The sequence below is a fragment of the Nonomuraea terrae genome (assembly GCF_004348995.1).
GTDB lineage: Bacteria > Actinomycetota > Actinomycetes > Streptosporangiales > Streptosporangiaceae > Nonomuraea > Nonomuraea terrae.
This window is the reverse complement of record NZ_SMKQ01000075.1, coordinates 1-21,957: the sequence shown is the minus strand read 5'-3', so window position 1 is coordinate 21,957 and position 21,957 is coordinate 1. Positions and strand designations below refer to the sequence as shown.

Genomic DNA, 21,957 nt, shown 5'->3' with positions numbered 1-21,957 from the left:
GAACACGATTCGGATACAGAACTATATTCGGCCTGTGGCGAAATTTGCAGTGACCCCGGCCAACGAGGCGCAGCGGGACGCGTGGACCGGCGGCGCCTTCCCCGACGTCGAACGGGTGCGTCCCGGGCTGTGGTCCATCCCGGTGCCCATTCCGATCAACCCCCTCCGGTACGTGCTCGTCTACGCCCTGGAGCTCGCCGACGGCGTGGCGATCATCGATGCCGGGTGGAACACCGACGAGGCGTACGACGCGCTCGTCGCCGGGCTGGGCGTGGCCGGGTACGCCATCACCGACGTCAAGGGCGTGCTCGTCACCCACATGCACCCCGACCACTACGGACTGGCCGGGCGCGTACGCGAGGCGTCGGGCGCCTGGATCGCGCTGCACCCGGCCGACGCCCGCCTGCTGCGCGAGCGCTACGACGACGAGGCCCTCCACTCCCTGGTCGAACGGGAGCGCGCGCTGCTGCTGCGCTGCGGCGTCCCGCCGGAGACCCTCGACGAGCTGGCCGGCGCCTCGATGCGGATCCGGCACGTGGTCTCCATGGCCAGGCCCGACCGGCTGGTCGAGGACGACGAGGACCTGGGCCTGCCCGGCTGGGACCTCAAGGCCGTCTGGACCCCCGGCCACTCGCCGGGGCACCTGTGCTTCGTCTCGCCCGCGCGGCGGCTGCTGTTCTCCGGTGACCACGTGCTGGCGAGGATCACGCCCATGGTGGCCGTGCACCCGCAGTCGGGGCCGAACCCGCTCGCCGACTACCTCGACTCGCTGGCCGCCGTGCGCAAACTGGAGGTGGACGAGGTGCTGCCCGCGCACGAGTACCGGTTCCTGGAGCTGGCCGAGCGGGTGGATCACGTGATGGCGCACCACGACGAGCGGCTGGCCGAGGTCGAGCGGGTCGTGGGCGCGCACGACGGGGTGGACTGCTGGCGCGTGGCGACCGGCCTGACCTGGTCGCGGCCGTGGGAGACGATCCCGCCGTACATGCGGCGCTCGGCCAACAACGAGACGCTGGCGCACCTGGTGTGGCTGGAGGCGCGCGGGCGGGTGGTCAGGGAGCCGGGCGAGCCGGACCTGTGGCGGCCGGCCTGAGGGCGGTTATCGTACTCGTACCAGAATGTTGTTCTCCTGCGCGGGAGGTCCGATGCTTCGGTTCGATGACAGGGTCGCGATCATCACAGGGGCCGGGCACGGCCTCGGCAGATCGCACGCGCTCCTGCTGGCCGAGCGGGGCGCCAAGGTCGTCGTCAACGACCTCGGCGGCGCGCTCGACGGCACGGGGGCCTCCGCCGGGCCCGCCGCCGAGGTGGTCGAGCTGATCACCAAGAACGGCGGCCAGGCCGTGGCCAGCACCGACGACGTCGCCACACCCGAGGGCGCCAAGGCCCTCGTCCAGGCCGCCGTGGACGCCTTCGGCAAGGTCGACATCGTCGTCAACAACGCGGGCATCCTGCGCGACAGGTCGTTCGGCAAGATGACGGTCGAGGACTTCGACGCGGTGCTCGCCGTCCACGTACGCGGCTCCTACCTGGTCAGCCAGGCCGCCTACCCGCTGATGAAGGCGGCCGGCTACGGGCGCGTCGTCAACACCACCAGCCCGGCCGGCCTGTTCGGCAACTTCGGCCAGGCCAACTACTCCACCGCCAAGATGGGCCTGGTCGGCCTGACCAAGACGATCGGCATCGAGGGCGCGCGCAACGGCATCAAGGCCAACGCCATCGCGCCCATCGCCTGGACCCGGATGACCGAGTCGCTGCTGCCGGCCGAGTTCGAGGCCAGGTTCACGCCGGAGCGGGTCAGCGCGCTGGTGGCGTACCTCGTGCACGAGTCGTGCGAGGCGAGCGGCGAGGTGTTCAGCGTCGGCGCCGGGCGGGTGGCGCGCGTCTTCGTGGCCGAGGGGCCGGGCTGGAAGACGGACGACCTCACCCCCGAGGCCATCGCCGGCAACTGGGAGTCGGTGATGGCCGAGCAGCCGTACGTGCTGTCGGCCTCCGACTCCATGAAGCGGATGCTCTAGCTCCGCGGGGTCCCCGCCGCCGGGCAAGTCACCTCCGCGGCGGGGACCTTCCCTTCCGGCCCCTCCAGCAGGTACGCGTCCACCGCCTCGTCGACGCGATCGTCGCCGGTCCGGTCCGGTACGCGGTGTGCGCGTTGTTCCGCGCCGTCACCGGCACGAGCCGGCCCCCGCTTCACCCACTCGAAGAGATCCGCGCCCCCTGGCGACCTCCGCCTTCGCCGCGAGCTGCTCAGGCGGCGGCCGGGCCGACGTGTCGCGTACGCGGTCATGGCCTTGATGAGACCCTCGCGAGGGCCAGGCGACAGATCAGGTGGAGCTCCCAATGCCGGGCAAGCGCCGAAATGTCGGAAATTTTAAGCACAACCTGGGCTTTGTTCGATCTTCGGCGGAAGTTAGGGGAGTTTGGTCGATTCTCGCTCTTGATTTGCCGCATCGGTGATCTTATTGTCGGCGGCATGACCCCCCAGCCGGGCTCCGCCGGCGACGTGCTGACGCTCATCAGCGCCGGCTCGGCCACGACCCGTTCCGATCTCGCGAGGCTCACCGGCCTGGCCAGGTCCACGATCTCCCAGCGCGTGGACGCGCTGATCGAGCGTGGCCTGGTCGAGGAGACCGAGAGCGGCGAATCCACCGGCGGACGTCCGCCGCGCCAGCTCCGCCTGCACACCGAGGACCACGCCTTCGCCGGCGTCGACCTGGGCGCCACCCACTGCCGGATCGCGCTCATGGACATCTCCGGCGACGTGCTGGCCGAGTGCGAGGACAAACTGCACATCGGCGAGGGCCCCGACAAGGTGCTCGGCCACGTCGACCAGCGCCTCGACCACCTGCTCAGCCAGGCGGGCCGGCCCCGCAAGGCGCTGCGCGCCCTCGGCATCGGCGTGCCGGGGCCAGTGGAGTTCGCCACCGGCCGGCCGAACAACCCGCCGATCATGCCCGGCTGGAACGACTACCCCATCCCCGAGTACTTCGAGGGCGTCGAGGTCCTGGTCGACAACGACGTCAACGTGATGGCGCTGGGCGAGCACCGCGGCGCCTTCCCGGACACCGAGCACCTGCTGTTCGTCAAGGTCGGCACCGGCATCGGCTGCGGCATCATGGCCGAGGGCAAGCTCCACCGGGGCGCCCAGGGCTCGGCCGGCGACATCGGCCACATCCGGGTCAGCGGCCACGACGACGCCGGCTGCCGGTGCGGCAACAGCGCCTGCCTGGAGGCCGTGGCGGGCGGCGCCGCGATCGCCCACCGGCTCACGGAGCTCGGCCTGCCCGCCGAGTCGGGAGCCGACGTGGTGGCGCTCGTACAGGCCGGGAACACCCAGGCGCTGCGGCTGGTCAGAGAGGCCGGCCGGCTCATCGGCGAGGTGCTCGCCAGCCTGGTCAACTTCTTCAACCCCGAGGTCATCGTGATCGGCGGCGCGCTGTCGCGGGTGCACGAGCACCTCCTGGCCGGCATCAGGGAGACGGTCTACCGCAGGTCGCTCCCGCTGGCCACCCACCATCTGTCGATCACGCCGAGCCGTACGGGCATCAACGCCGCCGTGCTCGGCGCCGGGATGCTCGCCATCGAGCACTACCTGTCACCGGACAACATCAACCGCATCGTCAACGCCTGAAAGGGACCTCCGATGCTGGTCATGCAGGGCATCGTCAAGCAGTTCCCCGGCGTGCGCGCGCTGGACGGAGTCGACCTCGACGTACGGGCGGGAGAGGTGCACTGCCTGCTGGGCCAGAACGGCGCCGGCAAGTCCACCCTGATCAAGGTCCTGGCCGGGGTCCACCAGCCCGACGAGGGCACCATCCAGTTCGACGGGAAGGAAGTGCGCCCCACCAGCCCGATCGACGCCATCAGGCTCGGCTTCGCCACCATCTACCAGGAGCTCGACCTCGTCGACGGGCTCAGCGTGGCCGAGAACATCTTCCTCGGCCACGAGCACGCCCGCCTGGGCTTCACCAACAGGGCGGCGGCCAACCGCGCCGCCGCCGAGGTGCTGGACCGCCTCGGCCACCCGGACATCCGCCCGTCGACCGAGGTCGGACGGCTCTCCCCGGCTGCCAAACAGGTCGTCTCGATGGCCCGCGCGCTCTCCCACGAGGCCCGCCTGATCATCATGGACGAGCCCTCGGCCGCCCTCGCCCACGACGAGGTGGCCAACCTCTTCCGTATCATCCGCGAGCTGACCGCCCAGGGCGTGGCCGTGGTCTACATCTCCCACCGGCTGGAGGAGATCCGCGACATCGGCGACCGGGTCACCGTGCTGAAGGACGGCCGTACGGTCGCCGTCGGCCTGCCCGCCCGCGACACCCCGACGTCCCGGATCGTCTCCCTCATGACCGGCCGCAACGTCGAGTACGTCTTCCCGGCCAGAGGCGGGCGCGAGCTCGGCGACGAGGTGCTGCGGGTGGAGAACCTGAGCGCGCGCGGCGTCTTCAGCGACGTGTCGTTCTCCGTGCGGGCGGGCGAGATCGTCGGCCTGGCCGGGCTCGTCGGCTCGGGCCGCTCGGAGATCCTCGAAGCCGTCTACGGCGCCCGCCCCGCCTCCGGCCGTGTCCTGCTCTCGGGCAAGCAGGTGCGCCGCGGCGTCGTCGGCACCGTCAAACACGGCATGGGCCTGGCCCCCGAGGAGCGCAAGGCCCAGGCCCTGCTCCTCGACCAGAGCGTCACCGCCAACATCACGCTCGGCACCCTGCCGGAGTTCGCCAGGTTCGGCTGGATCGACCGCAAACGCGAGCGCGCCGAGGCCAGGCGGCTGTCGGAAATGCTGTCAATCCGGCCGCCTGACCCCGAACGCCCGATCCGCACCCTTTCCGGCGGCAACCAGCAGAAGGCCGTGCTCGCCCGCTGGCTGCTCGGCGGGCGCCGGCTGCTGCTGCTCGACGAGCCCACCCGCGGTGTGGACGTGGGCGCGCGGGCCGAGCTGTACGCCGTGATCCACGACCTGGCCAAGCAGGGCATCGGCGTGCTGCTGGTCTCCAGCGAGGTGCCCGAGGTGCTCGGACTCGCCGACCGGGTGCTGGTGCTGCGCGAGGGCCGGGTCATCCACGAGGGCGACGCGGCGGGGCTGGACGAGCACCGCGTACTGGACATGATCATGAATGGGAAGGCGGCGTGATGAGCGAGCCCACGAAATCGCAGGCGCCGGCGGCCACGGGGCGCGCCGGTCCGATCCGCGGGACCGTTCCCGTGCTGCGCGGAGTCGGCGAGATGCGCCACCTCGGCCTGCTGGCCGCGCTGGCGATCCTGATCGTCGTCGGCCTGGTCACCCGGCCGGACAACTTCGCCACCACGTCCAACCTGATCAGCATCCTGTCGCTGGCGGCCACGATCGGCGTGATCACGGTCGGCGCCACGTTCGTGATCATCGGTGGGGGCATCGACCTGTCGGTGGGCGCGGTCATGGCGCTCGCCTCGGTCTGGGCGACGACCCTGGCCACGCAGTCGTACGGGCCGGTGGTGATGGCGATCTGCGCGATCCTCGTCGGCACCGGAGCGGGACTGGTCAACGGGTGGCTCATCGCCTACGGGCGTCTGGTGCCGTTCATCGCCACGCTGGCCATGCTGGTGGCCGCGCGGGGCCTCGCGCAGCGGATGTCCGACCGCAGGACGCAGCTCATCCAGGCGGAGAACTCCGCCATCGTGGACCTGTCGACCTCGCGGGTGCTCGGCATCCCGCTGCTGGTCTACATCTTCGCGCTGGTCGTGGTGCTCGGCTGGATCCTGCTCAACCGCACGACGTTCGGGCGGCGCACGTACGCGGTCGGGGGCAACCCCGAGGCCGCCCGCCTGGCCGGCATCGACGTGCGCAGGCACACGATGCTGCTCTACGCCCTGTCGGGGATGTGCTGCGGCATCGCCGCCATCCTCATCATGGCGCGCACGACGACGGGCTCGTCCACCCACGGCGACCTGTACGAGCTCGACGCGATCGCCGCCGTCATCATCGGCGGCACGCTGCTCACCGGGGGACGCGGGACGATCATCGGCTCCATCCTGGGCCTGCTGATCTTCACCCTGATCACCAACCTTTTCATTCTCAACGGGCTCAACACCAGCGACCAGCTGATCGCCAAGGGCCTGATCATCGTCGTCGCCGTCCTTCTCCAGCGGCGGAACCTGAAGGAGAGATCACCATGAGCGAGAACGTCGCACGCCGTGGCTTCCTTGTCGGCGGAGCAGCCCTCTTAGCGACGGGCTGCACCAGCAACGAGCCCGCGGCCGCGCCCACCAGCGCGGCCCCCGCCCCCGCCGCCACGGGCGGCAACGACCAGCCGGGCGATCGGGTGGTGATCGGCTTCTCGGCCCCGGCCGCCGACCACGGCTGGATCGCCGCGATCGCCAAGAACGCCCAGGCGACCGCCGAGCAGTACTCGGACGTCGAGTTCCGGCCCGTGGAGCCGACGAACGACATCAACCAGCAGATCTCCGCGGTCGAGTCGCTCATCGCGGCCAAGGTGAACGCGCTGGTGATCCTGCCCAACGACGGCCAGCAGCTCAACCAGGTCGCGCTGCAGGCCACCGAGGCCGGCATCCCGGTCATCAACCTCGACCGCGTCTTCCCCGACAAGCTCGCCTACCGCACGTGGGTCGGCGGCGACAACTACGGCATGGGCGTGGCCGCCGGCCACTTCATCGGCAAGCAGCTGCAGTCCAAGAACGTCTCCAACCCCGTGATCGTCGAGATCCAGGGCATCGCCACGCTCCCGCTGACCCAGGAGCGCAGCCAGGGCTTCGAGGACGCGCTCAAGGAGTACAACTTCACCGTCACCGCCAAGCAGGACGCCCAGTTCACCGTCGAGACCGGCAACGAGGTGGCCGCATCGCTGCTCCAGGCGCACAGCAAGATCGACGCGCTCTGGAACCACGACGACGACCAGGGCGTCGGCGTGCTCGCCGCGATCAACGAGGCCAGCCGCAACGAGTTCATCATGGTCGGCGGCGCCGGCTCGGCGAACGCGATGCGCGAGATCCAGTCCGGCAACTCCGTGCTCCAGGCGACGGTGACCTACAGCCCGACCATGGCCTCCTCGGCGATCAAGCTCGCCCGTCTGATAGCACAGGGGAAGGGCATGAGTGATCTGGTCGAGAGGCAGGTTCCGCAGTCGATCACGCTCGCGTCGGAGACCATCACCCGGGAGAACGTCGCGAACTACCTGTCACTCGGCTTCGAATCCTGATCGGGGGTTGCATGTCAGACAAGACCACCATCGGCGTGGGAATGGTGGGCTACGCCTTCATGGGCCGCGTCCACTCCCAGGCCTGGCGCAGCGTCAGCGCCTTCTTCGACCTCCCGCTGAGCCCGCGGATGGCCGCGATCGCGGGCAGGTCGAAGGAGCGCACGGAAGCTGCCGCGGCACAGCTCGGCTGGGCTGCCGCCGAGACCGACTGGAGAGAGCTGGTCAAGCGCGACGACGTGCAGATCGTCGACATCTGCACGCCGGGTGACTCCCACGCGGAGATCGCCGTCGCCGCGCTCGAGGCCGGCAAACACGTGATCTGCGAGAAACCGCTGGCCAACACCGTCGCCGAGGCCGAGGCCATGGTGGCGGCGGCCGCCACGGCGCCGGGCAAGAGCATGGTGGCCTTCAACTACCGGCGGGTGCCCGCGATCGCGCTCGCCCGCCGGTACGTCGAGCAGGGCCGGATCGGCGAGATCAGGCACGTACGCGCCGCGTACCTGCAGGACTGGATCGTCGACCCGGACTTTCCGCTGGTCTGGCGGCTGCAGAAGGACAAGGCGGGCGCGGGCGCGCTCGGCGACATCGGCTCCCACATCGTCGACGCCGCCCAGTTCATCACCGGGCAGCGGATCCTCGGCGTCTCGGCGCTGACGGAGACGTTCATCAAGCAACGCCCGCTCGCGGCCGAGTCGGCCGGGCTCGGCGCCACCGCGTCGGCCGAGAAGGGCACGGTCACCGTCGACGACGCCGCCCTGTTCATCGGGCGGCTGTCGGGCGGCGGGGTGGCCTCGTTCGAGGCCACCCGGTTCGCCAGCGGGCGCAAGAACGCGATGCGCATCGAGATCAACGGCTCGCTGGGCAGCCTGGCGTTCGACTTCGAGGCCATGAACGAGTTGTGGCTCAGCGAGGGCGGGGGCGGCTTCGAGCGGATCCTCGTCACCGAGCCCGACCACCCGTACGTCGGCGCCTGGTGGCCGCCCGGCCACGGCCTCGGCTACGAGCACACCTTCACTCACGAGATCAAGGACTTCCTGGAGGCGGTCGCCACCGGCGCCGACCCCACGCCGTCGTTCGCCGACGGGCTGCGTGTGCAGCGGGTGCTGGAGGCGGTCGAGCGGAGCGCGGCTGAAGGCAGCCGCTACACGAACGTGGAGGACTGAATGAGACCCGTCACGCTGTTCACGGGGCAGTGGGCCGACCTGCCGTTCGAGGAGGTGTGCCGGTTGGCCGCCGAGTGGGGCTACGACGGTCTGGAGATCGCCTGCTCGGGCGACCACTTCGACGTCGAGCAGGCCGTCTCCGACCCGTCGTACGTGGAGCAGAAGCGCGCCCAGCTGGACAAGCACGGCCTGAAGGTGTGGACGATCTCCAACCACCTGGTCGGGCAGGCGGTCTGCGACCACCCGATCGACGAGCGGCACAAGGCGATCCTGCCCGCCCGCATCTGGGGCTCGGGCGACCCCGAGTCGGTGCGGCAGGCGGCGGCCGAGGAGATGAGGAACACCGCCAGGGCCGCCTCGCTGCTGGGCGTGGACACCGTGGTCGGGTTCACCGGCTCGTCGATCTGGCACACCGTCGCGATGTTCCCGCCGGTGCCGGCCTCGATGGTGGAGGCCGGCTACCAGGACTTCGCCGACCGCTGGAACCCGATCCTCGACGTCTTCGACGAGGTCGGCGTGCGGTTCGCGCACGAGGTGCACCCGAGCGAGATCGCCTACGACTACCACACGACCGTGCGCACCCTGGAGGCCATCGGCCACCGGCCCGCGTTCGGCCTCAACTGGGACCCGTCCCACATGGTGTGGCAGGACATCGACCCGGTCGGGTTCATCCTCGACTTCAAGGACCGCATCTACCACGTCGACTGCAAGGACACCCGGGTGCGGGTCGGCGACGGCCGCAAGGGCCGCCTGTCGTCGCACCTGCCGTGGGCCGACATGCGCCGCGGCTGGGACTTCGTCTCGACCGGCCGGGGCGACGTGCCGTGGGAGGACTGCTTCCGCGCACTCAACGCGATCGGCTACGAAGGCCCGATCTCGATCGAGTGGGAGGACGCGGGCATGGACCGGCTCGACGGGGCCAAGGAGGCGTTGGCGTACATCCGCAAGCTCAACTCCATCACCCCGCCCACGACGGCCTTCGACGCCGCCTTCTCCACCACCTGACCCGCCGGCCCCGCGCTCCCGCGCTCCGGGGGCGCGGGTCACCCATCACCCGGCGCGTTGAGCCGACCAGCGCCTGGGCGTCGTCGGTCGTTTCGATGAGCAAGGGTGCTCCCGCCGTCCGTGGTGGGGAAAGGTGGACCGAAGGGCTCTGACAAAAGGCCCTTCAGTACTCTTTTGGGGTGTTTGTCCAGAGTCTGCGGTCCGCGGAGGAACTGGAGCTGGCGGCCGGTCAGAGCTACATGCCGGTCATCGCCGAGCGGCGGCCCGACTACCGGGGAAGGCTCGACCTGCAGCTTCTGAGTATGTCCGTCTCCCTCTCCCAGGCCCGGATGACGCCGCTGCGGACGTTCAGGACACCGGGCATGGCCGCCAAGGCAGAGCGGGACGACCTGTTCTTCTGCGTCCACCTGGCGGGCTCCGGCCGGCTGCTCCAGCAGGGGCGGGCCGCCGAACTCCGCCCGGGCGTCGGCGTGCTGTACGAGGCCAGGAGCGCCTGGGAGATGGACTCCGTGTCCGACGTGCGCAGCCTGATGTTGCAGTTCCCGCGCGACCTGCTGCCCCTGCGGCCGTCCGAGATCACCGACGGCCTGGCGCGGGCCATGGACGTACGGTCGCCGGGCCTGCGGCTGCTGTCGGGGTACGTCGGCCAGTTGTTCCGGCTCGCCGACGACCTGTCAGCCGAGCAGCGCCACGACGCCGGCCTGGCGGGGGTCGAACTGCTCACGATGGCCCTGCGCGGCATGACGCCCATGGCGCCCTCCGACCGGAGCGCCGGTGAGGTGATGCTCGGGCTGATGCGTGCCCATGTCCGCGAGCACCTGGCCGACCCGCGTCTCACCGTGGCCGAACTGGCCCGCAGGCACCATGTCTCCGTCCGGCACGTGCACACGCTGTTCTCCGTGATCGGGACCACGCCGGGGGCGTACATCAGGCGGCAGCGGCTGCTCGCGGCGCGGGCGATGCTGGCGGACCCGAGGCACGACGTGCGCCCGGTGTCGGACATCGGGGCCGCCGTGGGGCTGTGCGAGCAGCGGACGTTCGAGCGGGCGTTCCAGCGGGAGTTCGGCATGACGCCCGCGGGCTGGCGGCGGGAGCGTCGCGCGCACGAATCGACGTCCGGGAGCGCACAAATCGTCGTACCGGGGCCGGGCGCTGACCTGGTCGAATGAGCGGCATGACGGACATCATCCTTGACCCTGAACTGGTCGGCCTCGCCGCCGCCATCCCTCCCCTGGACCTGACGGATCTGGCGGCGGCTCGGGAGAGCGAGCGGCACATCGTCGCGCACCTGGCGGCGTACGAATCCCGTACCCCCTTGACGGTGCGGGACCTGCTCGTCCCCGGCCCGGCGCAGGCCCCGGACGTGCCCGTACGGGTGTACGCGCCCGCCGGCCACACGGAACCGCTGCCTGCCCTGCTGTACCTGCACGGCGGTGCGTACGTCATGGGCAGCCTGGCGCTGACCGACACCCCGGCACGGCAGATCGCCGACCGGGCGGGCGTCGTCGTGGTGGCAGTGGACTACCGGCTGGCTCCCGAGCACCCCTACCCAGCGGGCCTTGAGGACTGCTACGCGGCGCTCGGCTGGCTCAGCGGCGAGGGCGCGGCTCTCGGCGTCGACACCGGCAGGATAGGCGTGCTCGGCGAGAGCGCGGGCGGCGGCCTGGCGGCCGCGTTGACCCTGCTCTCCCGCGACCGCGGCGGGCCGCGCCTGATCGCCCAGTTCCTCGACGCCCCCACGGTGGACGACCGGCTCGGCACACCGTCGATGCGCGACCTTCCCGACACGCCGATCTGGCAGGCCAGGAACTCCGTGCACAGCTGGCGTCTCTACCTCAAGGGGACCGCGGAGCCGGGCGGCCCGGACGTGCCCGTGCACGCGGCTCCGGCCCGTGCCCGGGTGCGGGATCTCGCCGGCCTGCCCCCGGCCTGGACGGTGGCGTACCAGATCGATCCCACCCGCGACGAGGGGATCGACTACGCGCGCCTGCTCATGCAGGCCGGGGTGCCCACGGAGCTGCACCACTACAGCGGGGCCTTCCACGTCGCGCACGCCATCCCGGGCACGGCCATCGGCGAGCGGATGATCGCCGACCGGATCGAGGCCATCGGCCGCCTGCTCGGCGCGTAGGAAGCCGGCGGCCCCCTCCGTGCGGCGCGGAGGAGACCGCCGGGGCTCGTCAGTCCATCAGCACGATCTGACGGAGCGCCTCGCCGCCGCGCAGCGCCGCGACCGCGTCGTTCAGGTCGCCGAGGCGGATGCGGGCGCTGATCATGGATTCGAGGTCGAGCAGGCCCGCCTTGTGCAGCTTGGCGAAGTACGGGAAGTCGTGCCGGACGTCGGACTCGCCGTACAGGCTGGACAGCAGCCTCTTGCCCTCGAACAGCAGGCTGAAGGCCGACAGCGACACCATGTCGTCCATCGCGCCCGCGCCCACCACGATGACGTCGCCGCCCGACCGGGTGACCTGCCAGGCGCTCTGGATCGTGGCGGACTTGCCGACCACCTCGAAGCCGTAGTCGAAGCCCGCGCCGCCGGTGAGCTCCTGGAGCGCGCCGGGCACCTCGTCGGGCGTCGCCGCGTGGGTGGCGCCGACCTTCCTGGCCAGCTCGTGCTTCGACTCCAGCGGGTCGATCGCGAGGATCGTCCGGGCGCCGGAGACGCGCGCGCCCTGGATGACCGACAGGCCCACGCCGCCGCAGCCGATCACCGCGACGGTGGAGCCCGGACGTACCTTGGCGGTGTTGAACACCGCGCCCACGCCGGTCGTGACGCCGCAGCCGATCAGAGCAGCGACCTCCCACGGCACGTCGTCGTCGATCTTGATCGCGGCGGGTGCGGGCACGACGATCTCCTCGGCCCAGGTGCCGCACCCCGCCATCCCGAACGCCGTCGCCCCGTCGCCGCCGAAGCGGAAGTTGCCCTTGGTGAACGACTCGACCAGGTACTTCTTGCACAGGTACGGCTGCCCGCCCACGCACAGGTCGCAGTCGCCGCAGGCCGGGTGCCAGCTGATCACCACGTGGTCGCCCGGAGCCAGCGAGGTGACGTGCCCGCCGACCTCCACCACCTCACCCGCGCCCTCGTGGCCGGGAATCAGCGGCACGGGCTGCGGCAGCACCCCCGACATGGCCGACAGGTCGGAGTGGCAGACGCCGGTGGCCCGGATGCGCACCCGGACCTCGGCCGGCCCGACGGGCGCCAGGGTGACGTCGTCGCGGATGTCGAGCTTGTCGTTGCCTACGGCGTGCAGGATCGCGGCGCGCATGGGGGGTTCCTCTCGTGGCTGGGGTGACTATTCCTCGAGGGCCAGAGCGGCCTTCGGGCAGGACCTGACCGCGTGACGGACGCGGTCCTGCACCTCGGCGGGTGGTTCGGGAAGAAGAATGTGCAGCCGGTCGTCGTCGTCCAGCTCGAACACCTCGGGGGCGAGCCCCATGCACACGGCGTTGGCCTCGCAGACCAGCTCGTCCACTGTGACTTTCACTTGAGCCTCCTGTGATCCCATGAGACCACTTTGGCGCGCTCGACGACGTACGCGAGCCGCTTGCGACCGGTTTTCTCCACGTACGGAAGCAGCAGCTCGTCGGGCACGCCGGGCGTCATCCTGCGGGCGATCATCATGCCGACGCCGAGGACGCGGTCGCGGTCCTCCACGGGCACGGCTCTGCCGTACAGCAGGACGCCGCGCAGCTCGGCGTACTCGTCACCGGTCTCGACCAGGCAGCTCACCCGTGGGTCGCGCGCCAGGTTCCTGGCCTTCTGCGACTTCTCGTACGTCCAGAAGACCACCTGCCCCTCGTCCAGGGCGTGGAACATGGTGACCAGATGCGGGGTGCCGTCGGCGTTGATGGTCGCCAGCTGCAGCTTGCGTGCCCCTTCCAGGAAGGCGGTGACCTCGTCGTCCGACATCGCGATGCGAGCGCGCTGATTCACGAGCCAAGTAGAACAGGTTGCAGAACAGCCGGGCAAGAGTCCGCTGGAATGTTATTCGGTTGGGCTAGGGTGCATGCCCATGACGATGCCGTCAGAGCTGCTGTACGCGGCCAAGCACGCCAAAGGGTTCATGCCCCACGAAGAGGGCTTGGCCCTGTACGAAACGGCCTGCCACTACGGCAAGCTCGGCCCCATCTGCGAGATCGGTACCTACTGCGGCAAGTCGGCCGTCTACCTCGGCGCCGCCGCGCGGCAGGCCGGGTCCGTGGTCGTCACGGTCGACCACCACCGAGGCTCCGAGGAGATCCAGCCGGGCTGGGCCCACCACGACCCGACCCTGGTCGACCCCCGGTTCGGGAAGATGGACTCGCTGCCGACGTTCCGGTCCACGATCGCCGCGGCAGGGCTGGAGGAGGAGGTGATCGCGATCGTCGGCCGGTCCGAGCGGGTCGCCGCCCTCTGGAGCACCCCGCTCGCCATGCTCTTCATCGACGGCGGCCACTCCGAGGATCCGGTCACCCACGACTACGAGGGCTGGGCGCCCCACGTCATGCCCGGCGGGGCGCTGGTCTTCCACGACATCTACCCCGACCCCGCCGCCGGCGGCCAGGCGCCCTACCGGGTCTACCGGCGGGCGCTGGATTCCGGCGCGTTCACGGAGGTGTCGCAGACGGGCTCCGTCCGCGTCCTGGAGCGCGTCGGCCCCGGCATCTAGCCCCGTACGTGCCCGACGTCGGCCCCGGCGTCCGGCTCAGCAGCGGTGGCGTCGGGTCCAGGAGCGGCGGGTCTGGCTCTGCCAGCTCTGGAAGTCCTCGTGCGTGTGCGCCTCGTGCCCGAGCGCGATGAGCGCCCGATCGGTCCACGCGGCGGCCTCGTCCGGCTCGGCCCCCGTCAGGATCAGCACGGCCTGCGCCACGTGGTCCGGCAGCGCCCCCGAGCGCAGCCGGGCGGCCACCGCGAAGGCGCACCCCTGCGCCAGGTGCGAGCGGAACCCGTCCGCCCCCGCGTGCTCGGTCAGCCACCACAGCTCGTCCGACTCCGCCCCACCGGTGTACGCCGCCGCGAACCCGACACCGCTCCACAGGTCGGCCCGTCGCGACGGCGGGTACCCGCCGATCCGGGCGGCCACGTCGTCGGGCGAGGCGCCGTCGTGGTACCAGAGCAGCCGCCCGAGCCCCTGGTCGAACACCGCGCAGTGCGCCCGGGTCAGCAGGTCGGGCATCGTCCGCTCGCCGATCATGCGGTCGGCCCTGGACAGGCTCCACTGGAAGCCGAACCCGTCCACCGCGAGCCAGCGCAGCAGCGGATGAGCCCGCCGCGCGCCCCACACCGGGCGCAGCCGCAGCAGCGCGTACGCGCGGCCGGCGCCCAGGTAGGCGGCGTGGCGGTGATGCTGGGCGGGGCCGGCCAGTAGCTCGTGAAGGCGCCGGCCCCGAGTCAGGGTGAGCAGGTCGAGCAGGGTGCAGCCGGCCGCCGCGCCCTCGTATCCGAAGGGTCGTTGCTCCTCCGGCAGGTCCTCGACCTTCTCGATCTCTCGTGACATCACCGCGTTGAAGCCGAAGACGTACGACGTCTCCGCCGTGGTGAAGACCGTCCGGGCGGGTCCGCCGCGGAGCCGGAAGCGGCGGCGGCTCAGATCGGACTCCACCGGATCCTTTCCCAGAAACCTCCGCAGCCCCCTGGGTGGGGACAGCGTCGGCTCGGGTGTCGGCTCGGTCCTGCCCTGGTCCAAGAACGATGTTGTGCCCGTGTCGCCCACGCTTCCCCCGAAGACGCCTCGTACGGCCACCCACGAAGCTAGTAACCCCCTTGCGGCCTTCACCGGCGGCGCACCGAATTTCCCCGGCAAAGAACCCGCAAAAGCGCTTGTCTTCAGTCCGGCTGCGGGGGATTCGTGAGGGGGTCAGGCGCCTTCGTCGGCCGGCTGCGGAGGGACGCGCGACCCGCAGCCGCACACCTCAGGGTCCGACACGCACGCGTTCTCGACGTCCCGGAAGAGCCCGGAGCCCGGCGAGTACCCGAACAGCGCGTCGGCCGCCAGCACCACCGCCGCCGCGGTGTATCCGGAGCGCTCGTGCGGGAAGTGCCGGCGATTGACGAACTGCCAGCCCGTCCAGTACGAGCCGTCCTCGTGCCGCAGGTGCTGCATGTCGGCGAACAGCGCCAGCGCCCGTTCCCGGTCGCCCACGGCGTCCAGGGCCAGCACCAGCTCGCACGTCTCGGCCCCGGTCACCCACGGCTGGTCCGACACGCAGCGGATGCCGAGCCCCGGCACCACGAACGTGTCCCACTCGCGCTCCAGCAGCTCCGCCGCCCGCGGCCCGCGCACCGCGCCGCCCAGCACCGGGTAGTACCAGTCCATCGAGAAGCGGCTCTTGTCGGCGAACGCCTCGGGGTGGTCGTTGAGCACGTGCGCGAGCCGGTCGGCGGCCAGCTCCCAGTGCGGCTGCGAGTCGCCCAGGTGGTCGGCCAGCAGCACGCCGCAGCGCAGCCCCTGGTGGATCGAGGAGCATCCGGTGAGCAGCGCGTACGCCGCGGCCCTGCCCTCCGCGTCGCGCTCCCAGACGATCTCGCCCCGCTCGGTCTGCAGGTCCACCACGTAGTCGAGCGCGGCCTTGACCATCGGCCAGCGCTCCTCGGTGACGCGCTGGTCGCCGGTGACGAGATGGTGGTGCCAGATCCCGGCGGCGACGTACGCGGCATGGTTGCTCTCACCGCCGAGCTCCGCGGGCACGCCGCCGGCCAGCTTCATCGGCCACGAGCCGTCGGCGCGCTGATGGCGGGCCAGCCAGGCGTAGCCGCGGCGTACGGGCTCCTCCAGGCCGGCCACGGACATGGCCATCAGGCACTCGACGTGGTTCCAGGCGTCCACGTGACCCTCGGGCCAGGGCACGCCGCCGTCGTCCTGCTGGATCGCCGCGATGCTCTCGCCCGTCCGCACGACCTCCTCTCGGGAGATCATGGCTTTCTGATGTAGAGGACCACGCTCTTGCCGATGATCGGGTTGAGCAGGGCCTCGGCGACGCGGGTGGCGGCCGGTCGCTTCATGATGTCCCAGACCAGCAGCTCGTGGTACGCCTTCGCCAGCGGGTGGTCGTCGTTGTTCACGCCCACCGCGCACTTGATCCACCAGTACGGCGCGTGCAGTCCGTGGGCGTGGTGGTGCGGGCCGATCGTGAACCCGACGGACTTCAGCTTGGCCGACAGCTCGGCCAGCGTGTAGATGCGCACGTGCCCGCCGGGCGCGGTGTGGTACGCCTCGTCCAGCGCCCAGCAGATGCGCTCGGGCAGGAAGCTCGGCACGGTCACCGCGGCCGTGCCGCCCGGCTTGAGCACGCGGAAGACCTCGCGCATGGCCGCCATGTCGTCGGGGATGTGCTCCAGCACCTCCGCCGCGATGACCCGGTCGAAACTGCCGTCCTCGAACGGCATGTCCAGCGCCGTGCCCCGCACGGTCCGGCCGGCGGCCCCCGGCGGCACCTCGCCGGCCTTGTCCATCGCCGCGAACATGGACGCCACGCCGTCCAGCTCCGCCTGGTCCATGTCGAAGGCGACCACGTCGCCTCCCCGGCGCAGCACCTCGAAGGCGTGCCGGCCGCCGCCGCAGCCCAGGTCGAGCACGCGCACGCCGGGGCGGACGGGCAGCCGGGCGAAGTCCACGGTCAGCACTTTGTCGCTCTCTCCTCGTGATTCAGCGGGATCGGGCCGCGATGGCCTCGTGGTACGCCTCGACGGTCTTCTTGGCCACGACCTGCCAGGTGTAACGCTCCATGACCCGGTCGTAGCCGGCCTTGCCGACCCGTTCGCGCTCCTCGGGGGAGTCGTGCAGCCGGCGCAGCACCGCGGCCAGCTCCTCGGCGTCGCCCGGCGGCACCTGCACGGCCGCGTCGCCCACGACCTCGGGCAGCGCGCCCGTACGGCTGGCGACCAGCGGGGTGGCGCAGGCCATGTGCTCGACGGCCGGCAGCGAGAAGCCCTCGTAGAGGCTGGGCACCACGGAGATCTCGGAGGTGGCGATCAGCTCGCCCAGCTCGTCGTCGGAGATGCCGTGCACGAACCGTACGTGGTCGTGCAGGGACAGCTCCTGGACGAGTTGCTCGGTCGGGCCGCCGGGGGTGGGCTTGCTGACGACGGTGAGGTTCACGTCGCGCTCGGTCGCCAGCTTGGCGACCGCCCGCAGCAGCGTGGCCACGCCCTTCATGGGCGAGTCGGCGCTGGCCACGGCGACGATCGAGCCCTTGCGGCGCGGCTTGTCCGGGCGCGGGTGGAAGTAGCGGGTGTCCACGCCGAGCGGGATCAGGCGCATGTTGGCCTGCGGGACGTTGAAGTCGCGGTGGATGTCGGCCAGCGACGACTCGCTGACGGTGAGGATCGGGTTCAGCCGGGGCGCGACGCGCGACTGCATCTTCACGAAGCCGTACCAGCGGCGCATGGTGAGCTTCTTCGCGCCCTGGGCGGCCTCCAGCTCGATGCGGCGGTCGACGCTGATCGGGTGGTGGATGGTGCCGACCACCGGGAAGAGCTTCTGGATGCCGAGCAGGCCGTAGCCGAGCGTCTGGTTGTCCTGCACGACGTCGAAGTCGCCGACGCGCTTCTTCAGCTCGCGGTAGGCACGCAGGGTGAACGTCAGCGGCTCGGGGAACCCGGCGGTCCACATGGTGCCGACTTCGAGCAGGTCGATCCAGTCGCGGTACTCGTGCAGTTTGGGCGTCCTGAACGGGTCCTCGTCGCGGTAGAGGTCGAGGCTGGGCACCTCGCGCAGGATGACACCTTCGTCGAGCTCGGGATAGGGCTGGCCGGAGAACACCTCGACGTGGTGTCCGAGGGCGACCAGCTCACGGCTCAGGTGGCGGAGATAGACCCCTTGGCCGCCACAGGTGGGCTTGCTGCGGTAGGACAGCAGCGCGATCCGCAGCGTTCGCTCCCGCACGGACACCCCTTTCTCCGCCGGTAAGGCCCTGAGCCGGGCGTGTACCGTGAAAGATGACCTTAGTCCGAAAAGGCTACCATTCGGTAGGTCCGGTGGAATTGTTGTCAGTGAGCGTCGCAGGCGGCGCGAACTGCGACGTTGCCACGGCCGAGCGTGGTTCGGTGGAACGTGTTCTACGCGGGTGATGCCCATCGAGGTGCTTAGCTGTACATTCCCGTCCCAAAGGGATGCGGAAGGCGATACTTGGAGGACCCTTGGCCAGGCGCGCTCTGATCACCGGCATCACCGGCCAGGACGGTTCGTACCTGGCGGAGCACCTGCTCGACCAGGGGTACGAGGTGTGGGGGCTGGCCCGCGGCCAGGCGAACCCACGGGTCTCCCGGATGCGCAAGCTGCTCTCCGACGTACAGGTGGTGCGCGGTGACCTGCTGGACCAGGGGTCGCTGATCTCGGCCGTGGAACGTGTTCAGCCCGACGAGGTCTACAACCTGGGGGCGATCTCGTTCGTGCCCATGTCGTGGGAGCAGGCGGAGCTCACGGCCGAGGTGACCGGGATGGGCGTGCTGCGGATGCTGGAAGCCATCCGGGTGTGCTCGGGAGTGTCGCGGGGGGCTGCGGCGGCGTCCGGACAGATACGCTTTTATCAGGCTTCGTCCTCTGAGATGTTCGGCCAGGTCACCGAGACCCCGCAGAACGAGCGCACCGCCTTCCACCCGCGCTCGCCGTACGGGGTGGCCAAGGCGTACGGCCACTTCCTCACCCAGAACTACCGCGAGTCGTACGGCATGTACGCCGTCTCCGGGATCCTGTTCAACCACGAGTCGCCGCGGCGCGGGGCCGAGTTCGTGACACGGAAGGTGTCGCTCGGGGTGGCCCGCATCAAGCTCGGCCAGGCCACCGAGCTGCGCCTCGGCAACCTGGAGGCCCGGCGCGACTGGGGGTACGCCGGCGACTACGTCAAGGCCATGCACCTGATGCTGCAGACCGCCACCCCCGAGGACTACGTGATCGGCACCGGCCACATGAAGTCGGTCAGGGAGCTGGTCGAGGCCGCCTTCAGCGCCGCAGGGCTCGACTGGGAGCGGTACGTCGTGACCGACCAGACGCTGCACCGGCCGGCCGAGGTGGACCTGCTGTGCGCCGACCCGAAGAAGGCGCGGACGCAGCTGGGGTGGGAGCCGCGGGTGGCGTTCGACGAGCTGGTGGCGATGATGGTCGAATCGGACCTCCGCCTCCTCACCGACGGCGGCGACCCCGACCAGGACAGCTCCTGGCCCTGACCTTCCTCAACGGGTGGCGCGGCGGTAGGCGCCCGGGGTGAGGCCGAAGCAGCGGGTGAACCAGCGGGTCAGGTGGGCCTGGTCGGCGAAGCCCGTCGCCGCTGCCGCCTCGCTGATCGGCGTTCCCGCAGCGATCAGGTCGCGGGCCGTTCTGAGGCGGAGCTGGCGCTGGTAGTCGCTGGGGGAGAGGCCGTACTCGGACCGGAAGGCGCGGTAGACGGCGTACCGGCTGGCTCCCGCCGCGTGGGCGAGGTCGTCGACGGTGAGGTCGTCCGTCAGGCGGTCATGGAGGACCTGCCTGGCCTGGCCCGCCACCCGCCTGGACCGTGTCGGCCGGGCCGGCGCGTGGGGCGTTGCCGTCGCGGCCCTGCGGACGATCGCCGCGATGGTCGCCTGGAGCAGCTCGTCGCGGCGCAGCGCCGTGGCGCCGTCGTCCAGGAGGGCCGCGTGCAGGGCGCGCAGAGCGCCCGCCAGGGCGGGGTCGTCCAGCACCGGTGACGCGAACAGCGGCAGGCCCGCGCGGTGACCCGTCGCGTCGGCGAGCGCGCCGCTGAGGAGCCGCGGGCCGATGTGGACCATGCGGTAGGTGAAGCCGAGCGCGTCGGCGGCGTGACCGTCGTGGGGGTCTTCGGGGTTGAAGGCCATGACCATGCCGGCGGCGCTGGTGTGCGCCGCCCCGCGGCACGTGAACGCCTGCGCGCCGGTCTCGGTGACGCCGAACGAGTACGTCTCGTGGCTGTGGCGGTGGTAGACGTGCCGCTCGAAGTGGGCGTACATCGCCTCGAGCTCTCGATCGGGCGCCCGCCAGTACCGAGCCCAGTCCCGTCCCACCGCTCCATTCTTCCCGACGCCTGGCTCCCTGTCCGGTCCGGCCCGCCCGCCTCCGCCTCGCCCGATGAGCGACCACGGCGTCCGGCCCGCCTTCCACTCACCTCGCCCGCGAGCAACCTCAGCGTCCGGCCCGCCGCTATTGACAAAGAGAGTTTTTACGTAAAGGATTGTTTTTGCGATGAGAGACGTCCTGTACCTGGAAGAGATCGAGCAGGCCGAAGCCCTGCTCAAGCCGCAGCGCGTGGAGGTGCTGCGGCAGCTGGCCGAGCCGCGCACCTGCTCCGAGGTGGCCGAGCGACTCGGGCAGACGCCGCAGCGGGTCTACTACCACGTCAAACGGCTCGTGGAGGCCGGGCTGGTCGACCTGGTGTCCGAACGCAAGGTGCGCGGCATCACCGAGGGCATCTACCAGGCCGGCGCGCGGTCGTACTGGCTGTCGCCGCGCCTGGTGGGCCGGATCGGGCTGCGCAGGGCGCGTGACGAGCTCAGCCTCGGCTACCTGCTCGACCTCATGGAGGAGGTCCAGGCCGACGTGGCGGCGCTCGACCGCAACGCGCCCGAGTTGCCGTCCATCGGATTGTCAGGGGAGATCCACGTGCGCCCCGAACAGCGCCAGGCGTTCCTGAACGACCTGCAGACCATGCTGCAAGACCTGTTCACCCGCTACGGCGGTGCCGAAGGCGACGCCTTCAAGCTGGCCGTCGCCTGCTACCCCAAAGCCGAGCCACAGCCCGAAGGAGAACGTGACGATGACTGAGCCTCTGATCATCCGCGCCCGCATCCCCGCCCCCGTCAAGGAGGTGCGCCACGCCCTGACCGACCCGGCGTCCCTGCGCGTCTGGCTCGCCGAGCACGCCGAGGTGGAGCTGCCCGACCGGTTCGCCTTCTGGGGGCGCACGACGCCGGAGGGCGACGCGCCGCACCAGCGGCTGCTGCACGCCGACGAGCGTACGGTGCGCTTCGCCTGGCTGCTCGACGGCGAGGAGACCACCTCCGAGCTGAGCGTGGAGGCCGACGGCGACGAGGTGACGCTCGTGACGGTGTCGCAGACGCACTTCGACTTCCAGGACGTCTTGACGGGCAAGAGCATCCGCGGCGTGCTGCAGACGTACTGGTGCCAGGTGCTGGCCAACCTGGCCGAGCACTTCGAGGGCCGCGAGCTGACGCCCAAGGCCGACTACACCTCCGCCGATCTGCGGGCATCCGTCGTGATCGACGCCTCGCCGTCGGCGGTGTTCGCCTCGCTGATCGACTCGGAGGCCGTGTCGAAGTGGTTCGGCTTCCCGATCGAGATCGAGCCGCACGTGGGCGGCCGGTTCGCGATGGGCGGCTTCGACAACGACCCGAGCCCGGCGAAGGTGCTGGAGCTGGTGCCCGACCGTAAGTTCTCGGTCGACTGGGGACCCGGGAACGGGGTCGGCACGTGGGAGCTGGAGGGGTCCGGCGGGAAGACGCGGCTGACTCTGGTGGAGAGCGGGTTCGACGAGGCGCAGCCGCCGTACGCGGGATGGGGCGGAATCCTGTCGGGCCTGGCCGAGCTGCGGCGCTACCACGAGGTGCCCGACTGGCAGCCGGTGGTGCTGGCGTAGTCGTCTCGCGGGCCGCACGAGCGTACAAGACC

General features: G+C 70.8%; 22 protein-coding genes. 14 read left to right on the top strand and 8 right to left on the bottom strand.

The genetic code is table 11. From position 1 onward, the window contains the following. The first annotated feature begins 34 nt into the window (after positions 1-34). The 10 genes from E1286_RS23410 to E1286_RS23365 all read left to right on the top strand — a co-directional run bounded on the left by E1286_RS23410 (position 35) and on the right by E1286_RS23365 (position 11,489). Positions 35-1,093, top strand: a complete 1,059-nt coding sequence (locus tag E1286_RS23410; RefSeq protein ID WP_132615584.1) for an MBL fold metallo-hydrolase — start codon at positions 35-37, stop codon at positions 1,091-1,093. Positions 1,094-1,145: 52 nt separating this feature from the next. Beyond that, on the top strand, positions 1,146-2,018 hold the full coding sequence (locus E1286_RS23405) for an SDR family oxidoreductase (RefSeq protein ID WP_132615583.1): 873 nt from the start codon (positions 1,146-1,148) through the stop codon (positions 2,016-2,018). Positions 2,019-2,473: 455 nt separating this feature from the next. Further along, positions 2,474-3,631, top strand: coding sequence for an ROK family transcriptional regulator (locus E1286_RS23400; RefSeq protein ID WP_132615582.1), 1,158 nt, complete (start codon positions 2,474-2,476; stop codon positions 3,629-3,631). 12 nt (positions 3,632-3,643) lie between these two features. After that, on the top strand, positions 3,644-5,128 hold the full coding sequence (locus E1286_RS23395) for a sugar ABC transporter ATP-binding protein (protein ID WP_132615581.1): 1,485 nt from the start codon (positions 3,644-3,646) through the stop codon (positions 5,126-5,128). Next, positions 5,128-6,150, top strand: a complete 1,023-nt coding sequence (locus E1286_RS23390) for an ABC transporter permease (protein ID WP_132615580.1) — start codon at positions 5,128-5,130, stop codon at positions 6,148-6,150. Before E1286_RS23395 ends, E1286_RS23390 begins: the two co-directional genes overlap by 1 nt. Further along, positions 6,147-7,190: an ABC transporter substrate-binding protein gene (locus E1286_RS23385; protein WP_132615579.1), complete on the top strand. Its 1,044-nt coding sequence runs from the start codon at positions 6,147-6,149 to the stop codon at positions 7,188-7,190. Before E1286_RS23390 ends, E1286_RS23385 begins: the two co-directional genes overlap by 4 nt. 11 nt (positions 7,191-7,201) lie before the next feature. After that, positions 7,202-8,353, top strand: a complete 1,152-nt coding sequence (locus E1286_RS23380; protein WP_132615578.1) for a Gfo/Idh/MocA family protein — start codon at positions 7,202-7,204, stop codon at positions 8,351-8,353. Beyond that, positions 8,354-9,358 (top strand): sugar phosphate isomerase/epimerase family protein, encoded by a 1,005-nt coding sequence (locus tag E1286_RS23375; protein WP_132615577.1) that lies wholly within the window; start codon positions 8,354-8,356, stop codon positions 9,356-9,358. A 179-nt stretch (positions 9,359-9,537) separates the two neighbouring features. Beyond that, positions 9,538-10,527: a helix-turn-helix domain-containing protein gene (locus E1286_RS23370; protein WP_132615576.1), complete on the top strand. Its 990-nt coding sequence runs from the start codon at positions 9,538-9,540 to the stop codon at positions 10,525-10,527. 5 nt (positions 10,528-10,532) lie between these two features. Then, positions 10,533-11,489 carry an alpha/beta hydrolase gene (locus E1286_RS23365; protein ID WP_132615575.1) on the top strand — a complete coding sequence of 319 codons (957 nt, stop codon included), beginning with the start codon at positions 10,533-10,535 and terminating at the stop codon, positions 11,487-11,489. Between the two features lie 49 nt (positions 11,490-11,538). Here E1286_RS23365 and E1286_RS23360 read toward each other — a convergent pair whose 3' ends face one another. Genes E1286_RS23360 through E1286_RS23350 form a run of 3 tightly spaced genes read right to left on the bottom strand, consistent with a single transcriptional unit; the run spans position 11,539 to position 13,295 of the window. Beyond that, on the bottom strand, positions 11,539-12,627 hold the full coding sequence (locus E1286_RS23360) for a Zn-dependent alcohol dehydrogenase (protein WP_132615574.1): 1,089 nt from the start codon (positions 12,625-12,627) through the stop codon (positions 11,539-11,541). Between the two features lie 27 nt (positions 12,628-12,654). Further along, entirely contained in the window at positions 12,655-12,846 is a 192-nt protein-coding gene (locus E1286_RS23355; protein ID WP_132615573.1) for a ferredoxin, read from the bottom strand. Further along, a complete protein-coding gene (locus tag E1286_RS23350; protein WP_132615572.1) occupies positions 12,843-13,295 on the bottom strand; it encodes a pyridoxamine 5'-phosphate oxidase family protein in 453 nt (150 codons plus the stop codon). Before E1286_RS23350 ends, E1286_RS23355 begins: the two co-directional genes overlap by 4 nt. An 85-nt stretch (positions 13,296-13,380) precedes the next feature. On the opposite strand from E1286_RS23350, the gene E1286_RS23345 reads away from it, so the two are divergent. Continuing rightward, positions 13,381-14,010, top strand: coding sequence for a class I SAM-dependent methyltransferase (locus E1286_RS23345; RefSeq protein WP_187368210.1), 630 nt, complete (start codon positions 13,381-13,383; stop codon positions 14,008-14,010). A gap of 36 nt (positions 14,011-14,046) precedes the next feature. Here E1286_RS23345 and E1286_RS23340 read toward each other — a convergent pair whose 3' ends face one another. The 4 genes from E1286_RS23340 to E1286_RS23325 all read right to left on the bottom strand — a co-directional run bounded on the left by E1286_RS23340 (position 14,047) and on the right by E1286_RS23325 (position 18,231). Beyond that, a complete protein-coding gene (locus E1286_RS23340) occupies positions 14,047-15,054 on the bottom strand; it encodes a DUF1702 family protein (protein WP_281282720.1) in 1,008 nt (335 codons plus the stop codon). 144 nt (positions 15,055-15,198) lie between these two features. Next, on the bottom strand, positions 15,199-16,257 hold the full coding sequence (locus tag E1286_RS23335; RefSeq protein WP_165969866.1) for a glycoside hydrolase family 15 protein: 1,059 nt from the start codon (positions 16,255-16,257) through the stop codon (positions 15,199-15,201). After that, entirely contained in the window at positions 16,254-16,964 is a 711-nt protein-coding gene (locus E1286_RS23330) for a class I SAM-dependent methyltransferase (RefSeq protein ID WP_187368209.1), read from the bottom strand. Before E1286_RS23330 ends, E1286_RS23335 begins: the two co-directional genes overlap by 4 nt. Before the next feature lie 22 nt (positions 16,965-16,986). Further along, a complete protein-coding gene (locus tag E1286_RS23325; protein ID WP_132615569.1) occupies positions 16,987-18,231 on the bottom strand; it encodes a glycosyltransferase family 4 protein in 1,245 nt (414 codons plus the stop codon). A 248-nt stretch (positions 18,232-18,479) separates the two neighbouring features. Here E1286_RS23325 and E1286_RS23320 point away from each other — a divergent pair, with 248 nt between their 5' ends. Next, on the top strand, positions 18,480-19,505 hold the full coding sequence (locus tag E1286_RS23320) for a GDP-mannose 4,6-dehydratase (RefSeq protein ID WP_132615568.1): 1,026 nt from the start codon (positions 18,480-18,482) through the stop codon (positions 19,503-19,505). A gap of 6 nt (positions 19,506-19,511) precedes the next feature. Here E1286_RS23320 and E1286_RS23315 read toward each other — a convergent pair whose 3' ends face one another. Further along, the gene (locus E1286_RS23315) at positions 19,512-20,336 is read right to left on the bottom strand and encodes an AraC family transcriptional regulator (protein ID WP_246075060.1); all 825 of its coding nucleotides are present in this window, start codon (positions 20,334-20,336) and stop codon (positions 19,512-19,514) included. Between the two features lie 178 nt (positions 20,337-20,514). On the opposite strand from E1286_RS23315, the gene E1286_RS23310 reads away from it, so the two are divergent. Continuing rightward, positions 20,515-21,093 carry a helix-turn-helix domain-containing protein gene (locus E1286_RS23310; RefSeq protein WP_132615567.1) on the top strand — a complete coding sequence of 193 codons (579 nt, stop codon included), beginning with the start codon at positions 20,515-20,517 and terminating at the stop codon, positions 21,091-21,093. Beyond that, on the top strand, positions 21,086-21,925 hold the full coding sequence (locus E1286_RS23305; RefSeq protein WP_132615566.1) for an SRPBCC family protein: 840 nt from the start codon (positions 21,086-21,088) through the stop codon (positions 21,923-21,925). The genes E1286_RS23310 and E1286_RS23305 overlap by 8 nt, the downstream gene beginning before the upstream one ends. The last annotated feature ends 32 nt before the right edge of the window (positions 21,926-21,957 follow it).

Excerpts from the sequence above, each read along its gene's own strand:
- E1286_RS23380 (WP_132615578.1), top strand. The coding sequence starts at position 7,202 with ATGTCAGACAAGACCACCATCGGCGTGGGAATGGTGGGCTACGCCTTC.
- E1286_RS23395 (WP_132615581.1), top strand. The coding sequence starts at position 3,644 with ATGCTGGTCATGCAGGGCATCGTCAAGCAGTTCCCCGGCGTGCGCGCG.
- E1286_RS23375 (WP_132615577.1), top strand. The coding sequence starts at position 8,354 with ATGAGACCCGTCACGCTGTTCACGGGGCAGTGGGCCGACCTGCCGTTC.
- E1286_RS23305 (WP_132615566.1), top strand. The coding sequence starts at position 21,086 with ATGACTGAGCCTCTGATCATCCGCGCCCGCATCCCCGCCCCCGTCAAG.
- E1286_RS23385 (WP_132615579.1), top strand. The coding sequence starts at position 6,147 with ATGAGCGAGAACGTCGCACGCCGTGGCTTCCTTGTCGGCGGAGCAGCC.
- E1286_RS23365 (WP_132615575.1), top strand. The coding sequence starts at position 10,533 with ATGACGGACATCATCCTTGACCCTGAACTGGTCGGCCTCGCCGCCGCC.
- E1286_RS23310 (WP_132615567.1), top strand. The coding sequence starts at position 20,515 with ATGAGAGACGTCCTGTACCTGGAAGAGATCGAGCAGGCCGAAGCCCTG.
- E1286_RS23400 (WP_132615582.1), top strand. The coding sequence starts at position 2,474 with ATGACCCCCCAGCCGGGCTCCGCCGGCGACGTGCTGACGCTCATCAGC.
- E1286_RS23360 (WP_132615574.1), bottom strand. The coding sequence starts at position 12,627 with ATGCGCGCCGCGATCCTGCACGCCGTAGGCAACGACAAGCTCGACATC.
- E1286_RS23405 (WP_132615583.1), top strand. The coding sequence starts at position 1,146 with ATGCTTCGGTTCGATGACAGGGTCGCGATCATCACAGGGGCCGGGCAC.
- E1286_RS23390 (WP_132615580.1), top strand. The coding sequence starts at position 5,128 with ATGAGCGAGCCCACGAAATCGCAGGCGCCGGCGGCCACGGGGCGCGCC.
- E1286_RS23335 (WP_165969866.1), bottom strand. The coding sequence starts at position 16,257 with ATGATCTCCCGAGAGGAGGTCGTGCGGACGGGCGAGAGCATCGCGGCG.
- E1286_RS23345 (WP_187368210.1), top strand. The coding sequence starts at position 13,381 with ATGCCGTCAGAGCTGCTGTACGCGGCCAAGCACGCCAAAGGGTTCATG.